The 18,664-nt window shown below is 49.1% G+C and carries 15 protein-coding genes and 1 other RNA gene; 5 read left to right on the forward strand and 11 right to left on the reverse strand.

Annotated features, from left to right (window positions below; translation table 11 throughout):
• Positions 1-468: 468 nt before the first annotated feature.
• From aroF to GU926_RS03705, 8 genes are all read right to left on the reverse strand, one after another.
• On the reverse strand, positions 469-1,485 hold the full coding sequence (gene aroF / locus GU926_RS03670) for a 3-deoxy-7-phosphoheptulonate synthase (RefSeq protein ID WP_160689124.1): 1,017 nt from the start codon (positions 1,483-1,485) through the stop codon (positions 469-471).
• Positions 1,486-1,623: 138 nt separating this feature from the next.
• On the reverse strand, positions 1,624-2,427 hold the full coding sequence (gene trpA / locus GU926_RS03675) for a tryptophan synthase subunit alpha (protein WP_160689126.1): 804 nt from the start codon (positions 2,425-2,427) through the stop codon (positions 1,624-1,626).
• Positions 2,414-3,607: a tryptophan synthase subunit beta gene (trpB, locus tag GU926_RS03680; RefSeq protein ID WP_160689128.1), complete on the reverse strand. Its 1,194-nt coding sequence runs from the start codon at positions 3,605-3,607 to the stop codon at positions 2,414-2,416. The genes trpA and trpB overlap by 14 nt, the downstream gene beginning before the upstream one ends.
• A gap of 19 nt (positions 3,608-3,626) precedes the next feature.
• A complete protein-coding gene (locus GU926_RS03685; protein ID WP_160689130.1) occupies positions 3,627-4,238 on the reverse strand; it encodes a phosphoribosylanthranilate isomerase in 612 nt (203 codons plus the stop codon).
• 77 nt (positions 4,239-4,315) lie between these two features.
• A complete protein-coding gene (gene trpC, locus GU926_RS03690; RefSeq protein WP_160689132.1) occupies positions 4,316-5,134 on the reverse strand; it encodes an indole-3-glycerol phosphate synthase TrpC in 819 nt (272 codons plus the stop codon).
• 6 nt (positions 5,135-5,140) lie between these two features.
• Positions 5,141-6,130: an anthranilate phosphoribosyltransferase gene (gene trpD, locus GU926_RS03695; RefSeq protein ID WP_160689134.1), complete on the reverse strand. Its 990-nt coding sequence runs from the start codon at positions 6,128-6,130 to the stop codon at positions 5,141-5,143.
• On the reverse strand, positions 6,127-6,750 hold the full coding sequence (locus tag GU926_RS03700; protein ID WP_160689136.1) for an anthranilate synthase component II: 624 nt from the start codon (positions 6,748-6,750) through the stop codon (positions 6,127-6,129). The genes trpD and GU926_RS03700 overlap by 4 nt, the downstream gene beginning before the upstream one ends.
• A gap of 108 nt (positions 6,751-6,858) precedes the next feature.
• Complete coding sequence (locus tag GU926_RS03705; RefSeq protein WP_160689138.1) at positions 6,859-8,271, reverse strand: anthranilate synthase component I family protein; 1,413 nt, start codon at positions 8,269-8,271, stop codon at positions 6,859-6,861.
• 413 nt (positions 8,272-8,684) lie between these two features.
• Between GU926_RS03705 and GU926_RS03710 the strand changes: the two genes are divergently transcribed.
• Positions 8,685-9,623, forward strand: coding sequence for a YfiM family protein (locus GU926_RS03710; protein ID WP_232058418.1), 939 nt, complete (start codon positions 8,685-8,687; stop codon positions 9,621-9,623).
• Between the two features lie 14 nt (positions 9,624-9,637).
• Here the strand turns inward: GU926_RS03710 and GU926_RS03715 are convergent, their stop codons facing one another.
• Positions 9,638-10,360: a hypothetical protein gene (locus GU926_RS03715; RefSeq protein ID WP_160689140.1), complete on the reverse strand. Its 723-nt coding sequence runs from the start codon at positions 10,358-10,360 to the stop codon at positions 9,638-9,640.
• 337 nt (positions 10,361-10,697) lie between these two features.
• Here GU926_RS03715 and GU926_RS03720 point away from each other — a divergent pair, with 337 nt between their 5' ends.
• Positions 10,698-11,672 (forward strand): Smr/MutS family protein, encoded by a 975-nt coding sequence (locus GU926_RS03720; protein ID WP_160689142.1) that lies wholly within the window; start codon positions 10,698-10,700, stop codon positions 11,670-11,672.
• A 213-nt stretch (positions 11,673-11,885) separates the two neighbouring features.
• Here the strand turns inward: GU926_RS03720 and GU926_RS03725 are convergent, their stop codons facing one another.
• On the reverse strand, positions 11,886-13,808 hold the full coding sequence (locus GU926_RS03725; protein WP_160689144.1) for a pyruvate kinase: 1,923 nt from the start codon (positions 13,806-13,808) through the stop codon (positions 11,886-11,888).
• Between the two features lie 210 nt (positions 13,809-14,018).
• Here GU926_RS03725 and rnpB point away from each other — a divergent pair.
• Positions 14,019-14,480: RNase P RNA component class A (rnpB, locus tag GU926_RS03730), an RNA gene on the forward strand.
• A gap of 618 nt (positions 14,481-15,098) precedes the next feature.
• Entirely contained in the window at positions 15,099-16,214 is a 1,116-nt protein-coding gene (locus GU926_RS03735) for a GAF domain-containing protein (protein ID WP_160689146.1), read from the forward strand.
• Between the two features lie 30 nt (positions 16,215-16,244).
• Here the strand turns inward: GU926_RS03735 and GU926_RS03740 are convergent, their stop codons facing one another.
• On the reverse strand, positions 16,245-17,771 hold the full coding sequence (locus GU926_RS03740) for a hypothetical protein (RefSeq protein ID WP_160689148.1): 1,527 nt from the start codon (positions 17,769-17,771) through the stop codon (positions 16,245-16,247).
• Between the two features lie 403 nt (positions 17,772-18,174).
• On the opposite strand from GU926_RS03740, the gene GU926_RS03745 reads away from it, so the two are divergent.
• Positions 18,175-18,528 (forward strand): hypothetical protein, encoded by a 354-nt coding sequence (locus tag GU926_RS03745; protein WP_160689150.1) that lies wholly within the window; start codon positions 18,175-18,177, stop codon positions 18,526-18,528.
• Positions 18,529-18,664: the final 136 nt, after the last annotated feature.

Genomic DNA, 18,664 nt, shown 5'->3' on the forward strand with positions numbered 1-18,664 from the left:
ACTTCCTTCCGACCGAGGGACTCAGGACGGTAGTAATAATAATTGCAGATGGTCAAGTGCTGTGCTTGCATGGGTCTAAAAGTAGAGGCCGAGAATGGCATCTCCAAACTAAACGGCAGTTTTTTTTTAGGTTCTTCCGTTTTTACCCTGATTTCCAGGAATTAAGCCAAAAACGAGCTTAATTAAGAATTAGTAATTAAGAATCAGACGTTGACGCATATCGCCCCCCCTTTCAAAGGATTGAGGGATAAGTGAAATTTGACTCATTTAATCATAAATAAGCTTGAATCCTTTCCTTCTTTTCTGCCTCAAAACTAAAAACACTCGCTCTCGCTCGCCTCTGGCGAGTGTGAGGTATCGACGGCCTCCGGCCGCTGTAATTATGTAAGGATACCTTTAAACTTGGCCAGAGGCCAATCACACCCCACACTCGCCAGAGGCGAGCGAGATTATGATGGTTTATACTATTTAATTCCCCAGCTCTTTTCTAAGCGCGAAGGTCTTTTGCATCTTCTTAATCATGCGCTCTGACTCCGTAAAACTCAGGGTCTGGGCTCCGTCAGAGGCGGCTTCTTCTGGCTTTTCATGCGTCTCATAGATAATGCCATCAGCGCCGGCCATGATGGCGGCCAAGGCCATGGGCTCTACGTACTCGCGTATGCCCATGCCGTGCGATGGGTCCACAATCACCGGCAGGTGCGTCTTCTCCTTCAGGATTGGAATAGCGTTCAAGTCTAGGGTGTTTCGGCTGGCGGTTTCATAGGTTCTAATACCGCGCTCGCAAAGCATCAGTTTCTCATTGCCACCAGAAAAGATGTACTCCGCTGAATAGAGCAATTCATCAATAGTGCCGGAGATGCCACGCTTCAACAAAACAGGCTTATCTACTTTGCCCAATTCATCTAGCAGGTTGAAGTTTTGGGTATTGCGCGCACCCACTTGAAACACGTCTGTGTACGGTTCCATGGGCGCAATCTGCGACACCTGCATCACCTCAGTGACTACCTTAATGCCATTGGCCCGGCACATGTCATAGAACATTTTTAAGCCTTCTAAACCCAGCCCTCTAAAAGAATAAGGCGAGCTACGAGGCTTGAACACACCCCCGCGCATGAACCTTACCCCTTGTTCTACCAGGTGGTTTATGGTTTTCTCCACCTGCGCCTCATTCTCAATGGAGCATGGTCCCGCCATGATGGTGAACTCGCCTTCCTTCACGCGCAATCCGTCGCCGAAGTCAATGACCGTCGGGTTTACCTTCCATTTCCTTGACACCAGTTTGTAGTCATCTGAGACAATGTGCAGGTCTTTGATGCCCGGCAGATTTCCCACCGCGCGCACGTCAAAATCGGCTTTGCCGGTACCTACCAGGTAATGGCCTTGTTGCGTGATGACTTCGGTGATTTTGTATTTCAGAGCATTGGCCTTTTGGATGATGGCCTCTTTCTGAGCTGGATTTATATCTGATTGAAGTTGTATTAACATGGTGAAGATTTGGAAATTTGGAGATGTGAAGATTTGAAAATGGTGGGGCTCAAAACAGTCATATCTATGCTTTAAACTAAAGGTCGTTTTTGGCTTGTTTTCTGGAAAAGAGACCAAAAACAATACTTTCTAAAAGTCTTATGTCTTGAGTCCTGCGTCTTGTGTCTGCTTAATACTTTTCAAAAACGTACGCACATTTTCCTTCACTTCTGAAGGTTGTTGCAAGGCTTTGATGAAGGCACTGCCTATGATGGCACCGTGCGCGGTTTGACAGGCCATCTCAAACGATACTTTATCAGAAATCCCGAAGCCAATCAACAGAGGACTACGTAAGCCCAAAGCTTTCACTCTGGAGAAGTAAGCTTGCTGGGCCTCACTGGTCTGTACCTGGCTACCAGTGGTACTGGCACTAGAAACCATGTAAATGAAGGAATCCGTGAGTGCGTCGATTTTCCGGATGCGGTCCTCAGAGGTTTGCGGGGTGATTAAGAAAATGAGACTCAGGCCGTATTTTTCCAGAATGAGCTTGTATTCTTCTTCATACTCCACCAAAGGCATGTCGGGTAAGATAAACCCATCTACGCCTACCTTGGCGGCGGCTTCACAGAAGGCCTCAAATCCAAACTGCAACACTGGGTTCAAGTAGCCCATTAAAATGATTGGAAGCGATACTTTCTCCCGGATACCTTCTAACTGTTGGAATAAGGTTTTCACACTCATGCCATTCTCTAGAGCGACTTGGTTGCTGGCCTGGATGGTGGGTCCGTCCGCGAGCGGATCAGAGAACGGCATGCCAATCTCCACCAAGTCAGCGCCGGCGGCTTGCAGTTCTTCTAGGATGGTGACGGTGTCATTCAGGTTAGGGAAACCGGCGGTGAAATACACATTGAGCAAGTTGCCTTGGTTCTCTTGGAACAAGTGGGTAAGTCTATTTTTGGACATCGTGGGTTTCAAAATAGGTGAGAATGGTATTCAAGTCTTTGTCGCCGCGGCCCGATAAATTCAACACGACCACGTCTTCTGGGCCGGCGCCTAATTGTCCCAAGGCCGCTAAAGCATGAGAGGTTTCTATGGCAGGAATGATGCCTTCCAAGCGGCTCAGTTCGCGCAGGGCTTCCATTGCTTCATTATCCGTGATGGCAATGAATCTGGCTCTACCCGTGTCTGCCAAATGCGCATGTTGCGGACCTACTCCTGGATAATCTAATCCCGCTGAAATAGAGTACGGCTCCGTGATTTGACCATCCTCGGTTTGCATGAGTAGGGTTTTACTACCATGAATGATGCCGGTTTTTCCCAGCACAGACGTTGCCGCCGAGTGCCCTGTATCCACACCCAATCCTGCGGCCTCAACCGCTACCAGTTGTACACTAGGCTCATCTAGGAAATGGTAGAATGCACCCGCGGCATTACTCCCGCCGCCTACGCAGGCCACCACATAATCCGGTAACTCACGGCCTTCCTTCTCCTGCAATTGCTTTCTAATCTCTTCACTAATCACCGACTGAAATCTTGCCACCATGTCTGGGTATGGGTGCGGCCCTACCACCGAGCCAATAATATAATGCGTATCTACGGGGTTATTAATCCAGTCCCGGATGGCTTCATTGGTGGCATCTTTCAAAGTCTGACTGCCTGAGGTAACTGGCACTACGGTAGCCCCCATCAGGCGCATTTTTTCTACGTTGGGCCGTTGGCGTTCGGTGTCAATTTTGCCCATATAAACAATGCATTCCAACCCAGTTAAAGCACAAACGGTGGCGGTGGCCACGCCGTGCTGACCTGCGCCCGTCTCGGCTATGATTCTGGTTTTGCCTAGGCGTTTGGCTAGCAGAATCTGTCCTACGGTGTTGTTAATTTTGTGTGCCCCTGTATGGTTGAGGTCTTCGCGCTTGAGGTAAATTTTGGCGTTGTACCGCTCAGAAAGTCGCTTAGCGTGGTACAAAGGCGTTGGACGGCCCACGTAATCGCGTAGCAAATCCTCCATCTCGGCTTTGAAGCCTGGCTCCAGTATAATCTGCAGGTATTTTTGTCTCAGCTCTTCAACATTGGGATACAGCATTTCTGGGATGAAAGCCCCGCCAAACTGACCGTAATATCCCCGCTCATTTACTCCGTACATAGTACTTGTGGTTAGTATTTTATGATTGTGGTTCTGCTCGTAATTCTTCAATAAACTGCTTGATTCGGTCCACTTTTTTTAGACCCGGCTGAACTTCAAATTTGCTGTTCAGGTCCAGGCCATACAGCATAGGGTGCCGAAGCGCTCTGATCTCTTCTATATGCTCCACGTCTATGCCGCCACTTAAAAAGAAGGGGATGTCAAAGGTGTAATTGTCCAGCATCTGCCAGTTAAAACGAAGGCCGTTTCCGCCGGGATTGGGGCCGCTGGCATCAAATAGAAAGTAGTCGCAGCCGCTCACATATTCCCGGATGGACTCAAAATCAAAATCGTCTCCCACCCGGAAGGCCTTCATGACGGTGAGCCCGGTGTCTCTCAATTCGCGGCACATCTGCGGACTTTCATGACCATGTAGTTGTACCACGTCCAGTCCCAGATCTGTTGTCTTTTGTAGAATGTTCACTACCTGCTCATCTACAAAAACGCCCACCTTTCGGGTACCTTTAAGAAAGATGCTGGAGAAAACCGCCCAGGGCGTAGTGATGAACCTCGGCGATTTTTCATAAAAGATGAAGCCCACAAAATCTGGCTGAAGCACCAACAAATCATCAATGTTTTCGGTGTACTTCATGCCGCAGACTTTAATTTTTAATTTTCTGTATGGCATGGTTGTTTTGTCTGTCTTGTCTGTTGTCTGCTGTGGCTAACCTAGGCTGAAACCGATTGAGAGGAGGTAAGTTTTTTCACTTCCTCCACTAGGGCTAAACACGCCTTCTCAGGCCGGCTGGTGCGCATGAACGCCTCGCCTATCAAGAAGCCTTCAAACCCATATTGACGCAGTTCCACTAAATTCTCCGCCTTAGAAAGGCCGCTTTCGGTCACTTTCACAAAGTCATTGGGAATGAGCGAGGCCAGTTCTTTGGAGGTTTCAATAGACACTGTAAAGTCTTTCAAGTTGCGGTTGTTCACGCCAATCAAATCAACATGCGGCGTCAAGCTATTTTCCAGTTCCTGGCGGTCATGCACTTCTAACAACACTTCTAAGCCTAGTGAATGCGCAAACTGTCCTAAGCGTTCTACTTCTTCTTTGGTTAAGATGGCGGCAATTAATAGAATAGCGTCTGCCCCAATGGATTTGGCCTCCAGAATTTGGTATTCGTCTATCACAAAGTCCTTGCGGAGAATAGGGCACAAATTGAATTTACGAGCAGTGGTCAAGTCCTCACTTTTACCGCCAAAAAACTGCGTATCAGTTAATACAGAAAGTGCGCTGGCCCCCGCCTGCATGTAGCCAATGGAGGTTCTTTCTACAGGCGCATACGCATTGATCACCCCCATGGACGGCGACTTGCGCTTGAATTCGGCAATGATGCCGCTCAGGTCTGGGCGCTGGAGGTATTTGCGCAAGGAGATAGGCTGCGATGGGAAGTAAATGCTGTTCTCCAGCAGTTTCACGGGCACCAGGCTCTTGCGGTCTTCTACTTCCTGGCGTTTGTGTTGTACAATCTGGTCTAAAATGGTTGACATATTTTCTTAATTGGCTAAAAGCTGTTGAAAAGATTGGAGCGCTTGTTTGTTTTGCAGAGAATATCGGGCCTTTTCCACGGCCTCCTGCAGGCTCAAAGTCTCATCTGCACAGAAGATGCCCAGGCCGGCATTGGCAATCACGGCATCGCGCTGGGCGTTGGTAGCGGAGCCGTTCAACACGTCCAGGAAGATAGCCGCCGAATCTGCCACCGTGGTTCCCCCTTCCAATTGCTCTGGCGTGTAGGTGGGCAAGCCCAAATCAGATGGTTGTAAGATCTCTTCGCCTTGCGCGGTTACCAGTTTGAACGCTCCGGTCAGGGAAACCTCGTCATAGCCGTCCAGAGAGTGTACCAGGGCAAAGCGCTTGCCAGTCTGCTGGTACAGGTAGGTGTACAAACGCAACAACTCCAGGTTAAAAACGCCCACCAACTGGTAATGCGGCTTGGCCGGGTTGATCATGGGGCCCAGCATGTTGAAGAAGGTCTTCACGCCTAAATCTTTCCTGATAGGTGCCACTTCCCGCATGGCCGGATGGAAGGAAGGCGCGTGCATGAAGCAAATGTTGGCGCGCTCCAGCTTGTCCCGCATCACGGTACTGTCATTGGTGAATGTGTAGCCCAGATGCGCCATCACGTTAGAAGATCCGCAAATGGAAGACACCCCGAAGTTGCCGTGCTTCGCCACCTTATATCCCGCGCCAGCCACTACAAAAGAAGCCAGCGTGGAGATGTTAAAGGTGTCTTTTCCATCTCCGCCGGTGCCGCACAGGTCAATGACTTTGTCGGTGCCCAGGTCAGGTAAAAGGCACAGTTCCAGCATGGCTTCTCTAAAACCGTCTAGTTCCTGCACTGTGATGTTCCGCATGAGATAGACCGTCATGAACGCCGCTAATTGGCTGGGATTAGCCTCGCCTTTGCCAATGCTCACCAGTACCTGCCGTGCGGTTTCCTTGGAAAGGGTTTTATGCTCTGTTAATTGTTGCAGTATGTTTTTCATAAACTAAGCGATGCCGCGAAAGAAGTCCATTTGGTAACACGTTGTGAGGGGTTTTGCAGCCAGTTGCTCAACATGTCTTTGCCATAGTCAGTTAGTATGGACTCAGGGTGAAACTGCACGCCGCACACATCATACTGGCGGTGGCGCAGGGCCAGAATCTCACCATTATGATCCACGGCCGTCACCTGCAAATCAGAAGGCAGGTTGTCTGGCACTACGGTCCAGGAATGATAGCGACCTACCTGAAACGTCTGCGGAAGGTTTCTAAAAAGGACTTCGTATTGATTCACTACCCGCAGGGTGGTAGAAACGCCGTGATAAACTTCCTCCATGTTGGAAAGGTGGCCGCCAAAGGCTTCGGCAATGGCTTGGTGCCCCAGGCAGACGCCCAGAATGCGCTTAGTGGGCGCGTATCTTTTCAGAAGAGCAGGCATGATGCCGGCGTCTTCGGGGATGCCCGGTCCCGGCGAAAGCACAATCACGTCAAACGCTTCAACAGCTTCTAAATCTATCTGGTCGTTGCGGTGTACTTGCAACTGTTCTCCGTACCCCAGCTCGCGGAGCATCTGCACCAGGTTGTAGGTAAAAGAGTCATAATTGTCTAACACTAAAATTTTCATGGTACGCGTACTAAAGGGTTCAGTCAGGTGGTTTGGTTTGGGATCGGTTTCATTCGTTTTTGGGCTCTTTTCCAGAAAACAGGCCAAAAACGGCGGTGGGTACAAAAGTTAAATGGCAGTGGCTTTTTCCAGGGCTTTGCGCAATGCGGCCAGTTTGTGGTGCACCTCCTGCAGCTCGCTGTGGATGTCTGATTTGGCTACTACGCCTGCGCCCGCCTGGTAGTACAACTGGTTTTTCACGCTTAAGAAGGACCTGATCATGATGGCGTGGTTAAAATCTCCGTTAAAGCCCAAATAGCCCAGGCAGCCTCCATAAAAACCCCGGGCGGTGGGCTCTAGTTCATCAATGATGGTTAAAGCGCGGTGTTTGGGTGCTCCGGACAAGGTGCCCGCCGGGAACGTGTCTGCCACCACCTGCACAGAGCCGTGCGCCTGCGGTAGTTGGGCCGTCACCTTAGACACCAGGTGAATCACATGCGAGTAGTATTGCACTTCTTTGAACACGTCTACCTTTACGTTGTCGCCGTGGCGGCTGAGGTCATTTCGGGCCAGGTCTACCAGCATCACGTGCTCGGCGTTCTCCTTTGGGTCATCATAGAGCTTCTGGGTGAGTTCTGCGTCTGCCTGGTCATTGCCGGTGCGCTTGAAGGTACCGGCAATCGGGAAAATGCTGGCCTGGTTCCCTTTGATCTGCAGCTGTGCCTCTGGCGATGACCCGAAGATCTTGAAGGTGCCGTAGTCAAAATAGAACAGGTACGGCGAAGGATTAATGGACCTGAGCGCCCGGTACACGTTGAACTCATCTCCCTTGAACGCCTGCGAGAACTGCCTTGACAACACAATCTGAAACACGTTCCCCAAGTGGCAATGCTTCTGGCCTTGCTCCAGAATCTTCAGGAATTCCTCATCTGTCTGGTTGGTGGCCTCCTGCCCGTCTATCTGGAAGTTAAACACCGGAATGTTCTTGTTCCTGATCTGCGCCTCCAGTTCATCCAGGCCGTCGTTTTTGGGCTCTTTTCCCAGAAAATGCTCAAAAATGTAGAGCTCGTTCTTAAAGTGGTTGATGGCAATCACAAACCTGAAGGCCTGGTACAGAATCTCTGGCATGGCGCCGTGCGCCGTGGGTTTATCCTGAAAGCGCAGGTTCTCAAAATACTGCACCGCCTCAAAGGAGATGTACCCAAAAAGTCCGTTCTGAATAAACCCGAACTCGTTCTCTGGAGTTTGAAACTTCTGAATATAGTCCTGTAGCAAACCCACGGCCTCTCGCTTGCTGGCCAACGTCTGCTCCTCTGAACTGCCGTCTGGGTAGCTCTGGTGCAGCACATTTTCTTTTAAAGAAAACTCGGCGATGGGCTCACAGCAAATGTAGCTGAAGGAGTTCTCCTGCCCGTGGTAGTCTGAGCTTTCCAGCAGCAGGCAGTTGCGGTACTTGTCACGCAGTTGCAGGTAGATGCCCACCGGAGTTACAGTGTCTGAGAGGAGCTGGCGGTATTGTGTTTTTAGTTGGAAGGTGCTCATGGGTAGTAAATAAAAAAGCCTGCTATTTGTTTAGAACAGCAGGCCTTTCTGATAAAAGGAGATTCAATGCAAAGGCATTACAGGGCTGTTCATCAATCGTGAGAAAGATGCCACCAATAATGCTGTCCAAATGAATTTCTTGATACCATGTTAATATGTATTTAATGCAATTGTGTAAGTCTTAAAAAACGCCAAAGGCCCGGGGTGAATCCGGGCCTTTGGTATACATCATCTAGTATAAAGCAATCGGTTCACCCATCAAATATGAAGGATGTGCCACCAAGCGCCGTGTACTAATTGAGTTTTCATGTTGCAAATGTAAGGATTGAGATTTCCCGTGCAAGTTTTATTTCAAATCTTTTTCATTGGGTGATTTCTTCTTGGTATCGGCCAGCTTTGCGTACTTTTAGCCTGTGGCACGCAAATTTTCTTTGTACCGTAACTCCTGGGGTCCTTTCTGGTTCCTGTTGCTGTCTTGCCTTTTCCCTGGCTATTCTCATGCCCAAATTCTAACCAAACCAGCTACTCCAGACACTGTTACTCTAGCCAAAACGCTTTCGCCTTGGTGGTTGGTGGGCGGCGCGGCCGTCTATACCGGCAGTATGATTGCCTTGGGAGAAACCTGGTACCAAGAAAATGCCCGCACCTCGTTTCATTGGTTTAATGATGCCCGGGAATGGAAGCAGATAGATAAAGCAGGTCATTTTTGGGGAGCCGTCCATGAAAGCAGACTGGGGATAGAAGCGCTCAAAAGGGCCGGCCTACCCGAGAAGAAAGCCATCTGGTACGGCGGCATGCTGGGTATTGTCTTGCAAAGCCCCATTGAATACTTAGACGGCCGTTCACTCGACTATGGCGCCTCTGCTTCTGACCTAGCCGCGAATGCCGCGGGATCTTTTGCCGTAATAGGCCAGCAATTAGCCTGGGGCGAAACCAGAATCCTGCCCAAATTCTCTTTCCATTCCACACGCTACGCGGCCATCAGGTCAAACGTATTGGGTAAAAACTGGCAAGAGCAAACCCTGAAGGACTACAACGGCCAAACGTATTGGCTGAGCGTAGACGTACCTAAATTTCTATCTACCACGTCCCGCTATCCCAAATGGTTGAATCTGGCTCTAGGCTACGGCGCTGAAGAAGTGGTCTACCATGACGCTGACGCCAACCGTTTGGCTGGTTTGTCACCGTATAGGCAGTATTACCTGAGTGTGGATTTGAACTGGCAGGCTATTCCCACCCGAAGCAAGTTTTTGAAAGGCACGTTTGCTTTGCTCTCCATCCTCAAGTTTCCGGCCCCGGCCTTAGAATACAACCGCAGGCATGGTTTCAAGGCACACGCGCTTTACTTTTAAAGAAGTTGCAAAGCCTACAAGCCTTCTTTTTCAATCAAGGCAATGACTTTGCTGTTTTTTGCAATCACCTTTTTATACTGCCCTATCACTTCCTGGAAGCCCACATGCTGTCTTAAGAGGTTCTGCACTTTAGGTTCTCTAAAAACGGTTTCCCAGTTGCCATTTTCATTTTTATCCAGCACTAAACGATCAAACAAGGTGTTCTCTAGCTTTTCACTTTTATAAAAGTTAAGGTCTTCGTTTTGACCTATCAGCCAAGGGATGTCTTCCTGGTACAGTTCTAAAATATGGTTGAGTAGTTCCTTGTTCTCAATAATCCCAAGCTTACCAGAGGCCTTCAATCCCTCAAACCGGCTGTTGTTTGAATTGAACTGTGTAGTGTTGCGAAGTACCCATCTATATTTTTGCAGACTATCTTGGTGCAGTGGCACTCCATAGGCCACTTGGTAGAAATAAGAAAATCCTTGCTTTACAAACGCATATGTCTTCACGTCTGACTTTAATTCTGTCAGGTCCTTTTGCAGATCAAGTTTAAGACCCGTCAAAAATTCCTTTTCTTCCTGCTTTACATGGTTGTGCTCGCTCCAGTTATGCAACCACAAGGATAGCGTGATGGCAAACACGATGATGCCTATCTCAAGTAAGGTCTCTTTTAGTTTATGTTTCCAACCGGTGTTGGGATCCTTCATAATCTTGAAAACTTGTTTGGTGTGCTTAACAACTTCTAACTCTGCCATTGATCTTGATTTTAGGCTCAATTTATAGGAATCCTGCCTGTTGTCAAGGGATTCATATTAGAAATCCGTAAGTCAATTCTTCCCATGAATTCCTAAAATTTAAAAGTGTCTATCCCTCATAGATTTAGGTTACCAAACTTTCTGCAGATGGAAGCAGCCCTCTACCACCAACTACAAGTCTTTTCTTCGGAGTACTGTTAATACCAAACTTGTCTTTGCCCTTAGCAAATCATTAGAAGGAAACTCCGTCACCCGCGCCACTTCCTTTTGCGTATCTTTGTAAAGAAGAAGCCTGCGTGTTTTTGGCTTCTTTTTCCGGAAATAGCCCAAAAACGACATGAACATAGGAGACCGCGTGCGCTTGATGCACGGCAAGGAACAAGGCGTGATCACCCGCTTTCTAGACAACAACCTGGTGGAAGTGGCCATTGACAATGACTTCACCATTCCAGTTATGCGCCGCGAAGTGGTAGTGATTGCCGCTGAGGAGGAAAAGCACTTTGGGAACAATCCTACGCCAGAACCGGTGGTCTCTCAGCGTCCCAGCATGGCCAATCTAGCCCCGGCGCAGGTGGCTTCGGCGGCGGGCGTATACATTGGCTTAGTGCACACTACCGCAGAACTCTTGGCGGTACATGTGATCAATAATTCTGAGTATGATTTGCTGTTTACCTACGGCGAAGAATCTGGCAAAGGCTACTGCGCTTTAAGCAACGATAAACTCGGTCCTAAAAAGACCAAGTCCGTAGTGCACCTCCACATGAACGATTTTGATAAGTGGCCTGATTTAGTGGTGCAGTACTTGCAGCATAAAGTGAACGCCACCACCTTGATGGAGTCCGTAACCAGACGCCTCAAATTCAAAGCTTCTTCCTTTTACAAAGCCAAGAAAACGGTGCCCGTGCTTCAGAAGGAAGGCTATCTGTTTCAGTTGGATTCTAAACCAGTGGCCGTGAACCCAGACGAGATTCTGCTGCAAATGATAGAATCCAGCAGCTTAATTGAAAACGCCAAGGTCAGCGCTCCAAGTCATGAGGTTGATTTGCACATAGAAAAATTATTGCCTGACGCAGACCCGAAAACCATGAGCAACTCAGAGATCCTTCGCCAGCAGTTGGCAGCCTTTGAAGATGCGCTGGAACGTGCCGTGGCCACTAACATGCATGAGATTATTTTCATTCATGGCACTGGAAACGGCGTCCTTAAAAAAGAAATCCAGAAGCTGCTGAGCCGAAACCCACATATCAAATTCTATGAGGAGGCCCGCAAAGAGAAATTTGGGTACGGTGCCACCAAGGTGTCTTTGAAGTAAGGATCAGGTAAAAGTAAATGAAAGCCCATTTTTGGCCTGTTTTCATGGGAACAGGCCAAAAACGGGCTTTTCTTTTTCTATGGTGTTTGAGGATATGGAGATATGGAAATTTGAAAAAACTATCTCTCACGCAAGTTTGTAAACTTGCCCCTATGCAAAGCTCCAAGTAATAAACTTGAAGCAGGGAAATTAACTTTTAGCCATCGGACGAGCTTAATTCTTAATTAAATCCGAAACGTGAAGCTTGCGTAGTAGGGCAGTTTTCTTGTATTGGTGCTCTTGCATGCGTTGCATAATGTCATTTAGCAATTCCAAGGATTTGAGGATGTAGGCGCCTTTGTTGAGCATGACACAGTCGGCGCGCTGAGCCATGGCGGCGTCTGTGATTTCTGCGCGAGAGGGCCGGCCTTTCTTGGTGAGTTTTTCCAGAACCTGGGTGGCCCACACCACCGGCAAATGCGCGGCTTCAGCAATCCAAAGAATTTCTTCCTGAACTTCGGCAAGACGCTGCCAGCCCAGTTCAACGGCTAGGTCGCCGCGGGCAATCATGAGGCCCGCCGGTTGTTGGCGTAATAGCGTGAGCAGCAAATGCGGAAGGTTATCAAAGGCGGCCTTGGTTTCAATCTTGAGCATGATGCCCACCTCCTTGGCCTGTAACTCCTGCAAGGCTTGTTGCAACTCTTCCACCATGGGCGGGTGGCTCACGAAAGACAGGTTGATGATGTCTGCAAATGGCAGCACATGGGCCAGGTCTTGCCGGTCTTTAACGGTGAGTTTGTGCAATTGCAAATCACTCTCTGGCAGGTTGATGCCTTTGTCTGGTTTCAGCTTGGCTCCCAGTTCATCAGCGGCAGTGATTTTTACCCGAAGGTACTCTGGGTTCACCTCTTCAATCACGCCCTCAATTTCGCCATCATCAAACCAGATGGGCTCCCCGGCCTTTACTCTGCTGAAGACCTCGGGCAAGGTGCAGGAAATATGCGCGGGCTCCACTTGGTTTCCTTCACTGTCCAGTTGCGCGGGTTCTCCCGGAATGGATTTGCGATGTAAGATTAGTTCCTGTCCGTTTTTCAGGAGCAAGGGCAGCGTCATGGCCGGCAATTCGCCAATCTTCTGGATAAGAACTTCGCCGGTTTTGGTGACCAATTGCAGTTCGGTGCCCGTTGCCAAATACGCAGATTTCCCCGACACGACCAGCAAACCGCCGTTCACTTTCTGGACCACCGTAAACAAGCGTTTGCGCTTACGAGTGTCTTTGAACGTGATGCGGCTTCCCTCCTCGGCTTGCTTCGCCCATTTCTTGGATACGCGTATGGCGGCATCTACCGGTTCTGGCGCAGGCACGCCCTTGGGTCCCAGCCACACCTTGGCCACCGACAGAATCTGCCCTACTTCGTCTATTTTTGGGTGAATGGCCAGCACTTTAGGACCAGCTTTCAAGAGTCCGGTTCTTAGTTTGGGGCCCATCAAATCAAAGAGAATTTTGCAGCTTTGGTTGAGTTCCTGCTCGGCTTTTCTAATGTTAGCCGCCATTTTCTCCCAGACGGTGATGTCATCATGCGCGCAGTTGATGCGGGCACAGTTCATGCCGGCTTTCATGAGCGCTCTTACTGCCTTGTAATCTTCGGCGAGGTCCGTAGAAAACGTGACCATGATGCGCCCGTCACGGCCCGGGCTGGCCGGCCCGAACAGCTCTGAGATGTGCGTTTTAAGGGAACCCGCTGCGGCGGGAACGGTGCTAAGGTCAGCTTTTTTACCGGTGAGGTGGCCCTGCAACAGCAATAATTGGTTCCGGACGGTGTAGAGCGTAGTCTGCACGTGGGCTTCCAGGCGGCCTAAGGAAGAAAGCCCCAGGCTGGCCAGCTGAGCTTGTAAGTGTCGGTTGTCATGCTTCCGGAGGGCCAGGTAATGTAACAGGTTCTTGCTGCTTTCTTGGTACTTGACATGCACTTTCTCAATATCGGCGACATACGCCTTCTCAAGCGCGTTTGCCTCCTGCAAAAGCTCCTTTATGCGGGCCAGCACTTGCTCCACCATTTCTATGGAGACGCCCTCTCCGGCTCTATCCGTTGGACCGAGGCTGTTGCTTTTCTGTTTTTCTGGCTTGGGGGCTTTGGTTCCTGTTTTGCTCGTCATCCTTCTTGCGTTTTTTTCCTGATCCTTCTAGTCAATACGTGATTTCCTCCGTTTAGCCTGAAGCCTTTTCTACCTCCATGGTCAACGCTCCAATTCGCGCAACTTTCCTCCTCAACCAGTTATCCGTTTTTGGCCTGTTTTCCAGAAAACAGGCCAAAAACGGATTTCCTGCAGTTGTGTCTGACAGAAAGCTGTACCTTTGTAAAAAAATCGGCAAGCCGGCTTATCGCTGCGTCTTCTTTTAGGCGGAGAGGAAAGTCCGGGCAACGCAGAGCATCCTGCTTCCTAACGGGAAGGCATTTGGCGGGAGACGGCCAAATGACAGCCAGTGCCACAGAAAATAACCGCCACTAATTAATTAGAAATTAGAAATTACTCATCTGTGAAGACTCATAATTTTTAATTTATAATTTCTAATTAATTGGTGGTAAGGGTGAAAAGGTGCGGTAAGAGCGCACCAGCGGCTAGGCGACTAGTCCGGCTGGGTAAACCTCAGGAGTTGAAAGACCAAATAGGCTGGCAGCGCCTCGTTTTAGGACAAGGCTAAGGGCGGCTCGTCCGATGTCAGTGGGTAGGTTGATGGAGCCTTTCCGTGAGGACTGGCCTAGATAAATGATAAGCCATCTGTCTTCGGGCAGAGGACAAAACCCGGCTTACAGGCTTGCTGATTTTTTTATTTTTTCGCCTCTCTCCTTCGGCGCTTCTCTTTGGGGTTCCCTTTTGCCTTTTCCTGAAAAACCAGGCTTTGAAAAGTCAATCAGCAGTTCTTCCAATTCGGTCCTCTCCTGCCTTCTTTTGCCTCGCGAAGCTTTCCATTATAAAACCCTAAGGGCTTCCGGCTTTGCTTTTTCCCTTTCCTTATTATCTGGCATTGCTGAAGAGCAACAGTGTTTTTGTTTCTAGTAATACCATCGTTTTTGGGCTGTTTTCTTGGAATCTGGTCAAAAACGACTCCGAATCTGGTTTGGAAAGAAGAACATGGGAATAGATAAGCTTTTTTAGGATTGGTGGTCTTCAAAACCAAAATCAAAATTGTTCTGCCCGTTGGTGTCAATACCAACAAGCGCACAATGCCCTGAAACCATCCCTAGTAAATCAGCAATCGTTTTTAGGCTATTTCCTGTTAAACAGGTCAAAAACGATACCTAATCTTGGGTGATTGCTAAAAGTTTTAGGTGCAGGTCTTTGTTTCTAAGGCATTATTCTTGAAATTAGCTTAACAGGCCCCTATACCAGTAAACGGGTAAGAGAAAAGCAGTTGAATAGGAAAAAGGTATAATTGCCATAGCTATGCAAGAGGCAGCCAGGATACAGGAATTACGGGAATACAGGATTTTAGACACGCTGCCAGAGAAAGAGCTGGATGAGCTGGTGGAAATCACCTCGGCGATCAATGACGCTCCCATCTGCCTGCTCACGTTCATAGACAAAGACCGGCAATGGTTTAAATCGGTGAAGGGTTTAGCCACCCGTGAGACCTTGCGGCAAGATTCCTTCTGCCGCCACGCGCTGGAGTTTCCCAAAGAAGTGCTGGTAGTGACAGACCCATGCAATGACCCGCGTTTTAAAAACAACCCGTTTGTGGTGGGACTGCCCGGAATCAAATTTTACGCTGGGGCTCCCCTGGAAACGCCCAAAGGCTACGTGCTGGGCACGCTCTGCATCATTGATACCAAACCCCGCGAGTTTTCTGACAACCAGAAAAAGGCCCTGCAGTTATTGGCTAAGAAGGCCATGGATTACCTGGAAACCAGAAAACAACTGCTGGACCAGGATGATCTGCTGGAGCACAACATTACGCGCCTTAGAAAACTAACGGATCAAGCCCCGGGCGCCATTTATCAGCTGGAACTTAGCCCAGATGGCAGACTGCATTTTCCGTTTATAAGCAAGGGCTTTGCCACCATACACCCCATGTTGGACCCTCAACTCTTAAAGGAAAACGCCGAGGTCGCTTTTACCGTCATTCACCCAGATGACGTGGAGATGGTGCGCCAAAGCCTGATAGACTCCTTTACTCAGCTCACTAATTGGGAGGTGGAATATAGGGTGTTGGAGGAGGAAGGCGAAGTGCACTGGCATTGGTCCAACGCCAAACCAGAACGCAAGGAAGACGGCACGGTGGTTTGGTACGGCACATTCCAGGACATCACCCAGCGCAAAGAGTACATCCAGACGCTGGAGCAGATTCTGTTTGACATTTCGCACGTCATGCGCAAACCCGTGGCCACTCTTTTGGGCCTCACCACCGCCCTGCAATCTTACCCCATGGACCCTTCTACCCTGCATACCTATGTAGACCATATTCAGGCGGTCTCCAAGGAAATGGACGCGTTCATCCATCAGTTAAACGACACTTACCAACAAACCATTACCAAGGTAACCAAGTCCAACGGGCAGGAATAGGTTTTTGGTCAAGGGTTTTCCAAGGATAGATTACGGAGAAGGGGCTGTCTGGCTGCTCAACTCCAGCAACACCTCATAGTAGTTTCTGTTCTGCATCTTGGATTTAAGCCAAGCGTAGTAACTCATGGAAGGCAAGTCTTCCTGCTCTACCGGCCCAAAGACTAGGTTGGCTTCTACCTGTTGCAGAAACACTTTACGGGATGCCACGTCTGGTTGCAAAAAGAACTGCTGCAGCAACTTTAAAAAGGCCATGGCATTCTGGTACATCGGCTGGCTCAGGACTTCTTTGTACTTGCGTTCCACTGCCTGAATCTGATCCAGGGCCAGGTCCAGATTCCCGAACTCGTATTGCAAAATCACTTCGCCCAGCTTCTTCTTGAGCACCCATTCCAGGCCCATTATTTTTTCACACCACTTGTCAGTCTTGTCCATGTACAGCAGCACCTGGTTGGCTTTTTGGAAAGCCCCCTGCGCAAAGTACAGGAAGCTCAGGCCCAAACGCGCCGTCAGGAAATCACGGGGCTGCAAGGTGAGTTTTTTGTCAAATACCAGGGCTTCCAAGGTGCTCACAGCCGTGGGTAATTGCCGCAGAAAGGCATCATTGGCGGCTTTTAGCAGCACGTACCGGGGGTAGAAGACCGTGTGCTGGGCCAGTGCTTCTTTTTGCAGGGCTTCATATAACTCAGAAAGGTAGCGATTGGAGGCTTCAAACTTGCGGTTACGGTACAGCACATGCGCCATCATGTACAGAATACTCACCCGGTACAACTGGTTGGCCTTTGAAAAACCGTGTGTAGCCATGGCCCTCTGGTACTGCCCAATGACGTAGGGTTCAAAGGAGAAGAAGTCTTTTCTCACCAGCACGGCGCTTCGCGCAATCTGCAGCAGCTTGTACAAAAGTGAAGGCCGCTGGCTCACGGCATCACCTAACTGGTAGGTGCTGAGCACTTCTTGAATGGTGGCGTCAAAGGCCAGGAACCGGCCTCCTCCCCGGGCCTGCCGAAGACGTTGGGCAATGAGGCTGCTGGCAATGTTGGCGCGTTCATCTTCTTCGGCGAGCAGCTTGTTGGCTTCCCATTTTTGTATGGTTTCTTCCAGCGGGTCTGCGTGCAAACTATCTGCCTTCTCCATCTGCAAATGAAAGATGGTGTTCAACAACCCGAACTGCTCATTCTGTTGGGCCAGCTTTTCGGCTTTGCGCAGCATGTTCCAGGCCAGCCGGTCTGCCTGTGCATCAAAAAGATAGCGTGCCAGCGACAGCAATCCCATCACCGAGGAACCAGCAGTGGGATCGTCTGTCCTTTGTTTTAACACAATGAAATCTGTTAGCTGCTGCATCAGGCGTTTGCGCAAGGCGTAATACGCCGTGGCATTGCCATCTTCTGGGTACAACCGCTGAATGAGCTCCTGACTTTTAAGTGGCTTCTTTAACAGCATCAGCTTGTATAGCGCAAAATCCTTTCGGCCCTTCTTCTTTTTCTGACGCTGTAAAAAATGCCCAAACTCCCGCACCTCGTCTGATGAGAACGTATCCAGGATAATTTTTAAGTCGTCCATTTCAAGAATGGTTAAATGCTGCTTTTCATCTCTTTAATTACAGCATTTTTAAAATAAGATTCAAATTATCTTTTGCACTCATTATCAATATCCTACAATCTATTATCACGCATTTAAATGTCTAATTTTTTAGAAAGTGAGTAGCATACGCCATAGGCCAGCTTGTACCTTTATACCATCCCCCGCTTATCTACCATTCTTTTCTATGAAAACCCGTTTTACCTACTTAACTGCGGTGGCCTTATTCTTTTGCTTGGGGGCGAAGGGTCAAATCTGCCAACCCTTAAAATCTGATACTGTTGCCCCGTTTGCTGTAGAGACAAGTTCTGAAACCAAGGCTGCCTCTACCCTATTGCGGATGCCTGCAACCGCGGCTTCTTTGCCAACAAGCAGTGGCCTTCTCATGGCTGCAGAGGAACCTACTAAACAAGACAAATTAGGTAACCTAATCATGAGTGAAGTGATGATGGCCTTGGTGAGTACGCCCGCCTTTGCCTACAAGGGAGCCTACTGGACCGCAGCAGGAACCCATATCATGTCTCTGGCCGCTTTTAATGGCGGTACCTGGGCTGAGAACAAGGAGACCAGTTGGTATGCCTTCGGGTTGCTGAATGCCTTGGCCCTTCACCATTATTTTGTAAAACCCACGTCTGGCGGTCAAGTCTTCTGTCGGAATTTTGTTGGCTTGAACGCCGTCGCGCTGACTACCCACCTTATAGACAAAACCATTTCCCGGAAGAAGAAAACCAGAGGATAATGCCCTCAGCAAGGCTCTCTTTTGTACCCCGGCTTTTTTCCTTGAGGGCCTTCTGGCAAACTTCATTGGTCAATTTCCTCCCCTTTGTTTGGAAGTCACAACCTTATCCCTTTCAACCACCACCTTTCACCCTAAC

Origin of the sequence: Nibribacter ruber (genome assembly GCF_009913235.1) — a bacterium.
Lineage (GTDB): Bacteria > Bacteroidota > Bacteroidia > Cytophagales > Hymenobacteraceae > Nibribacter > Nibribacter ruber.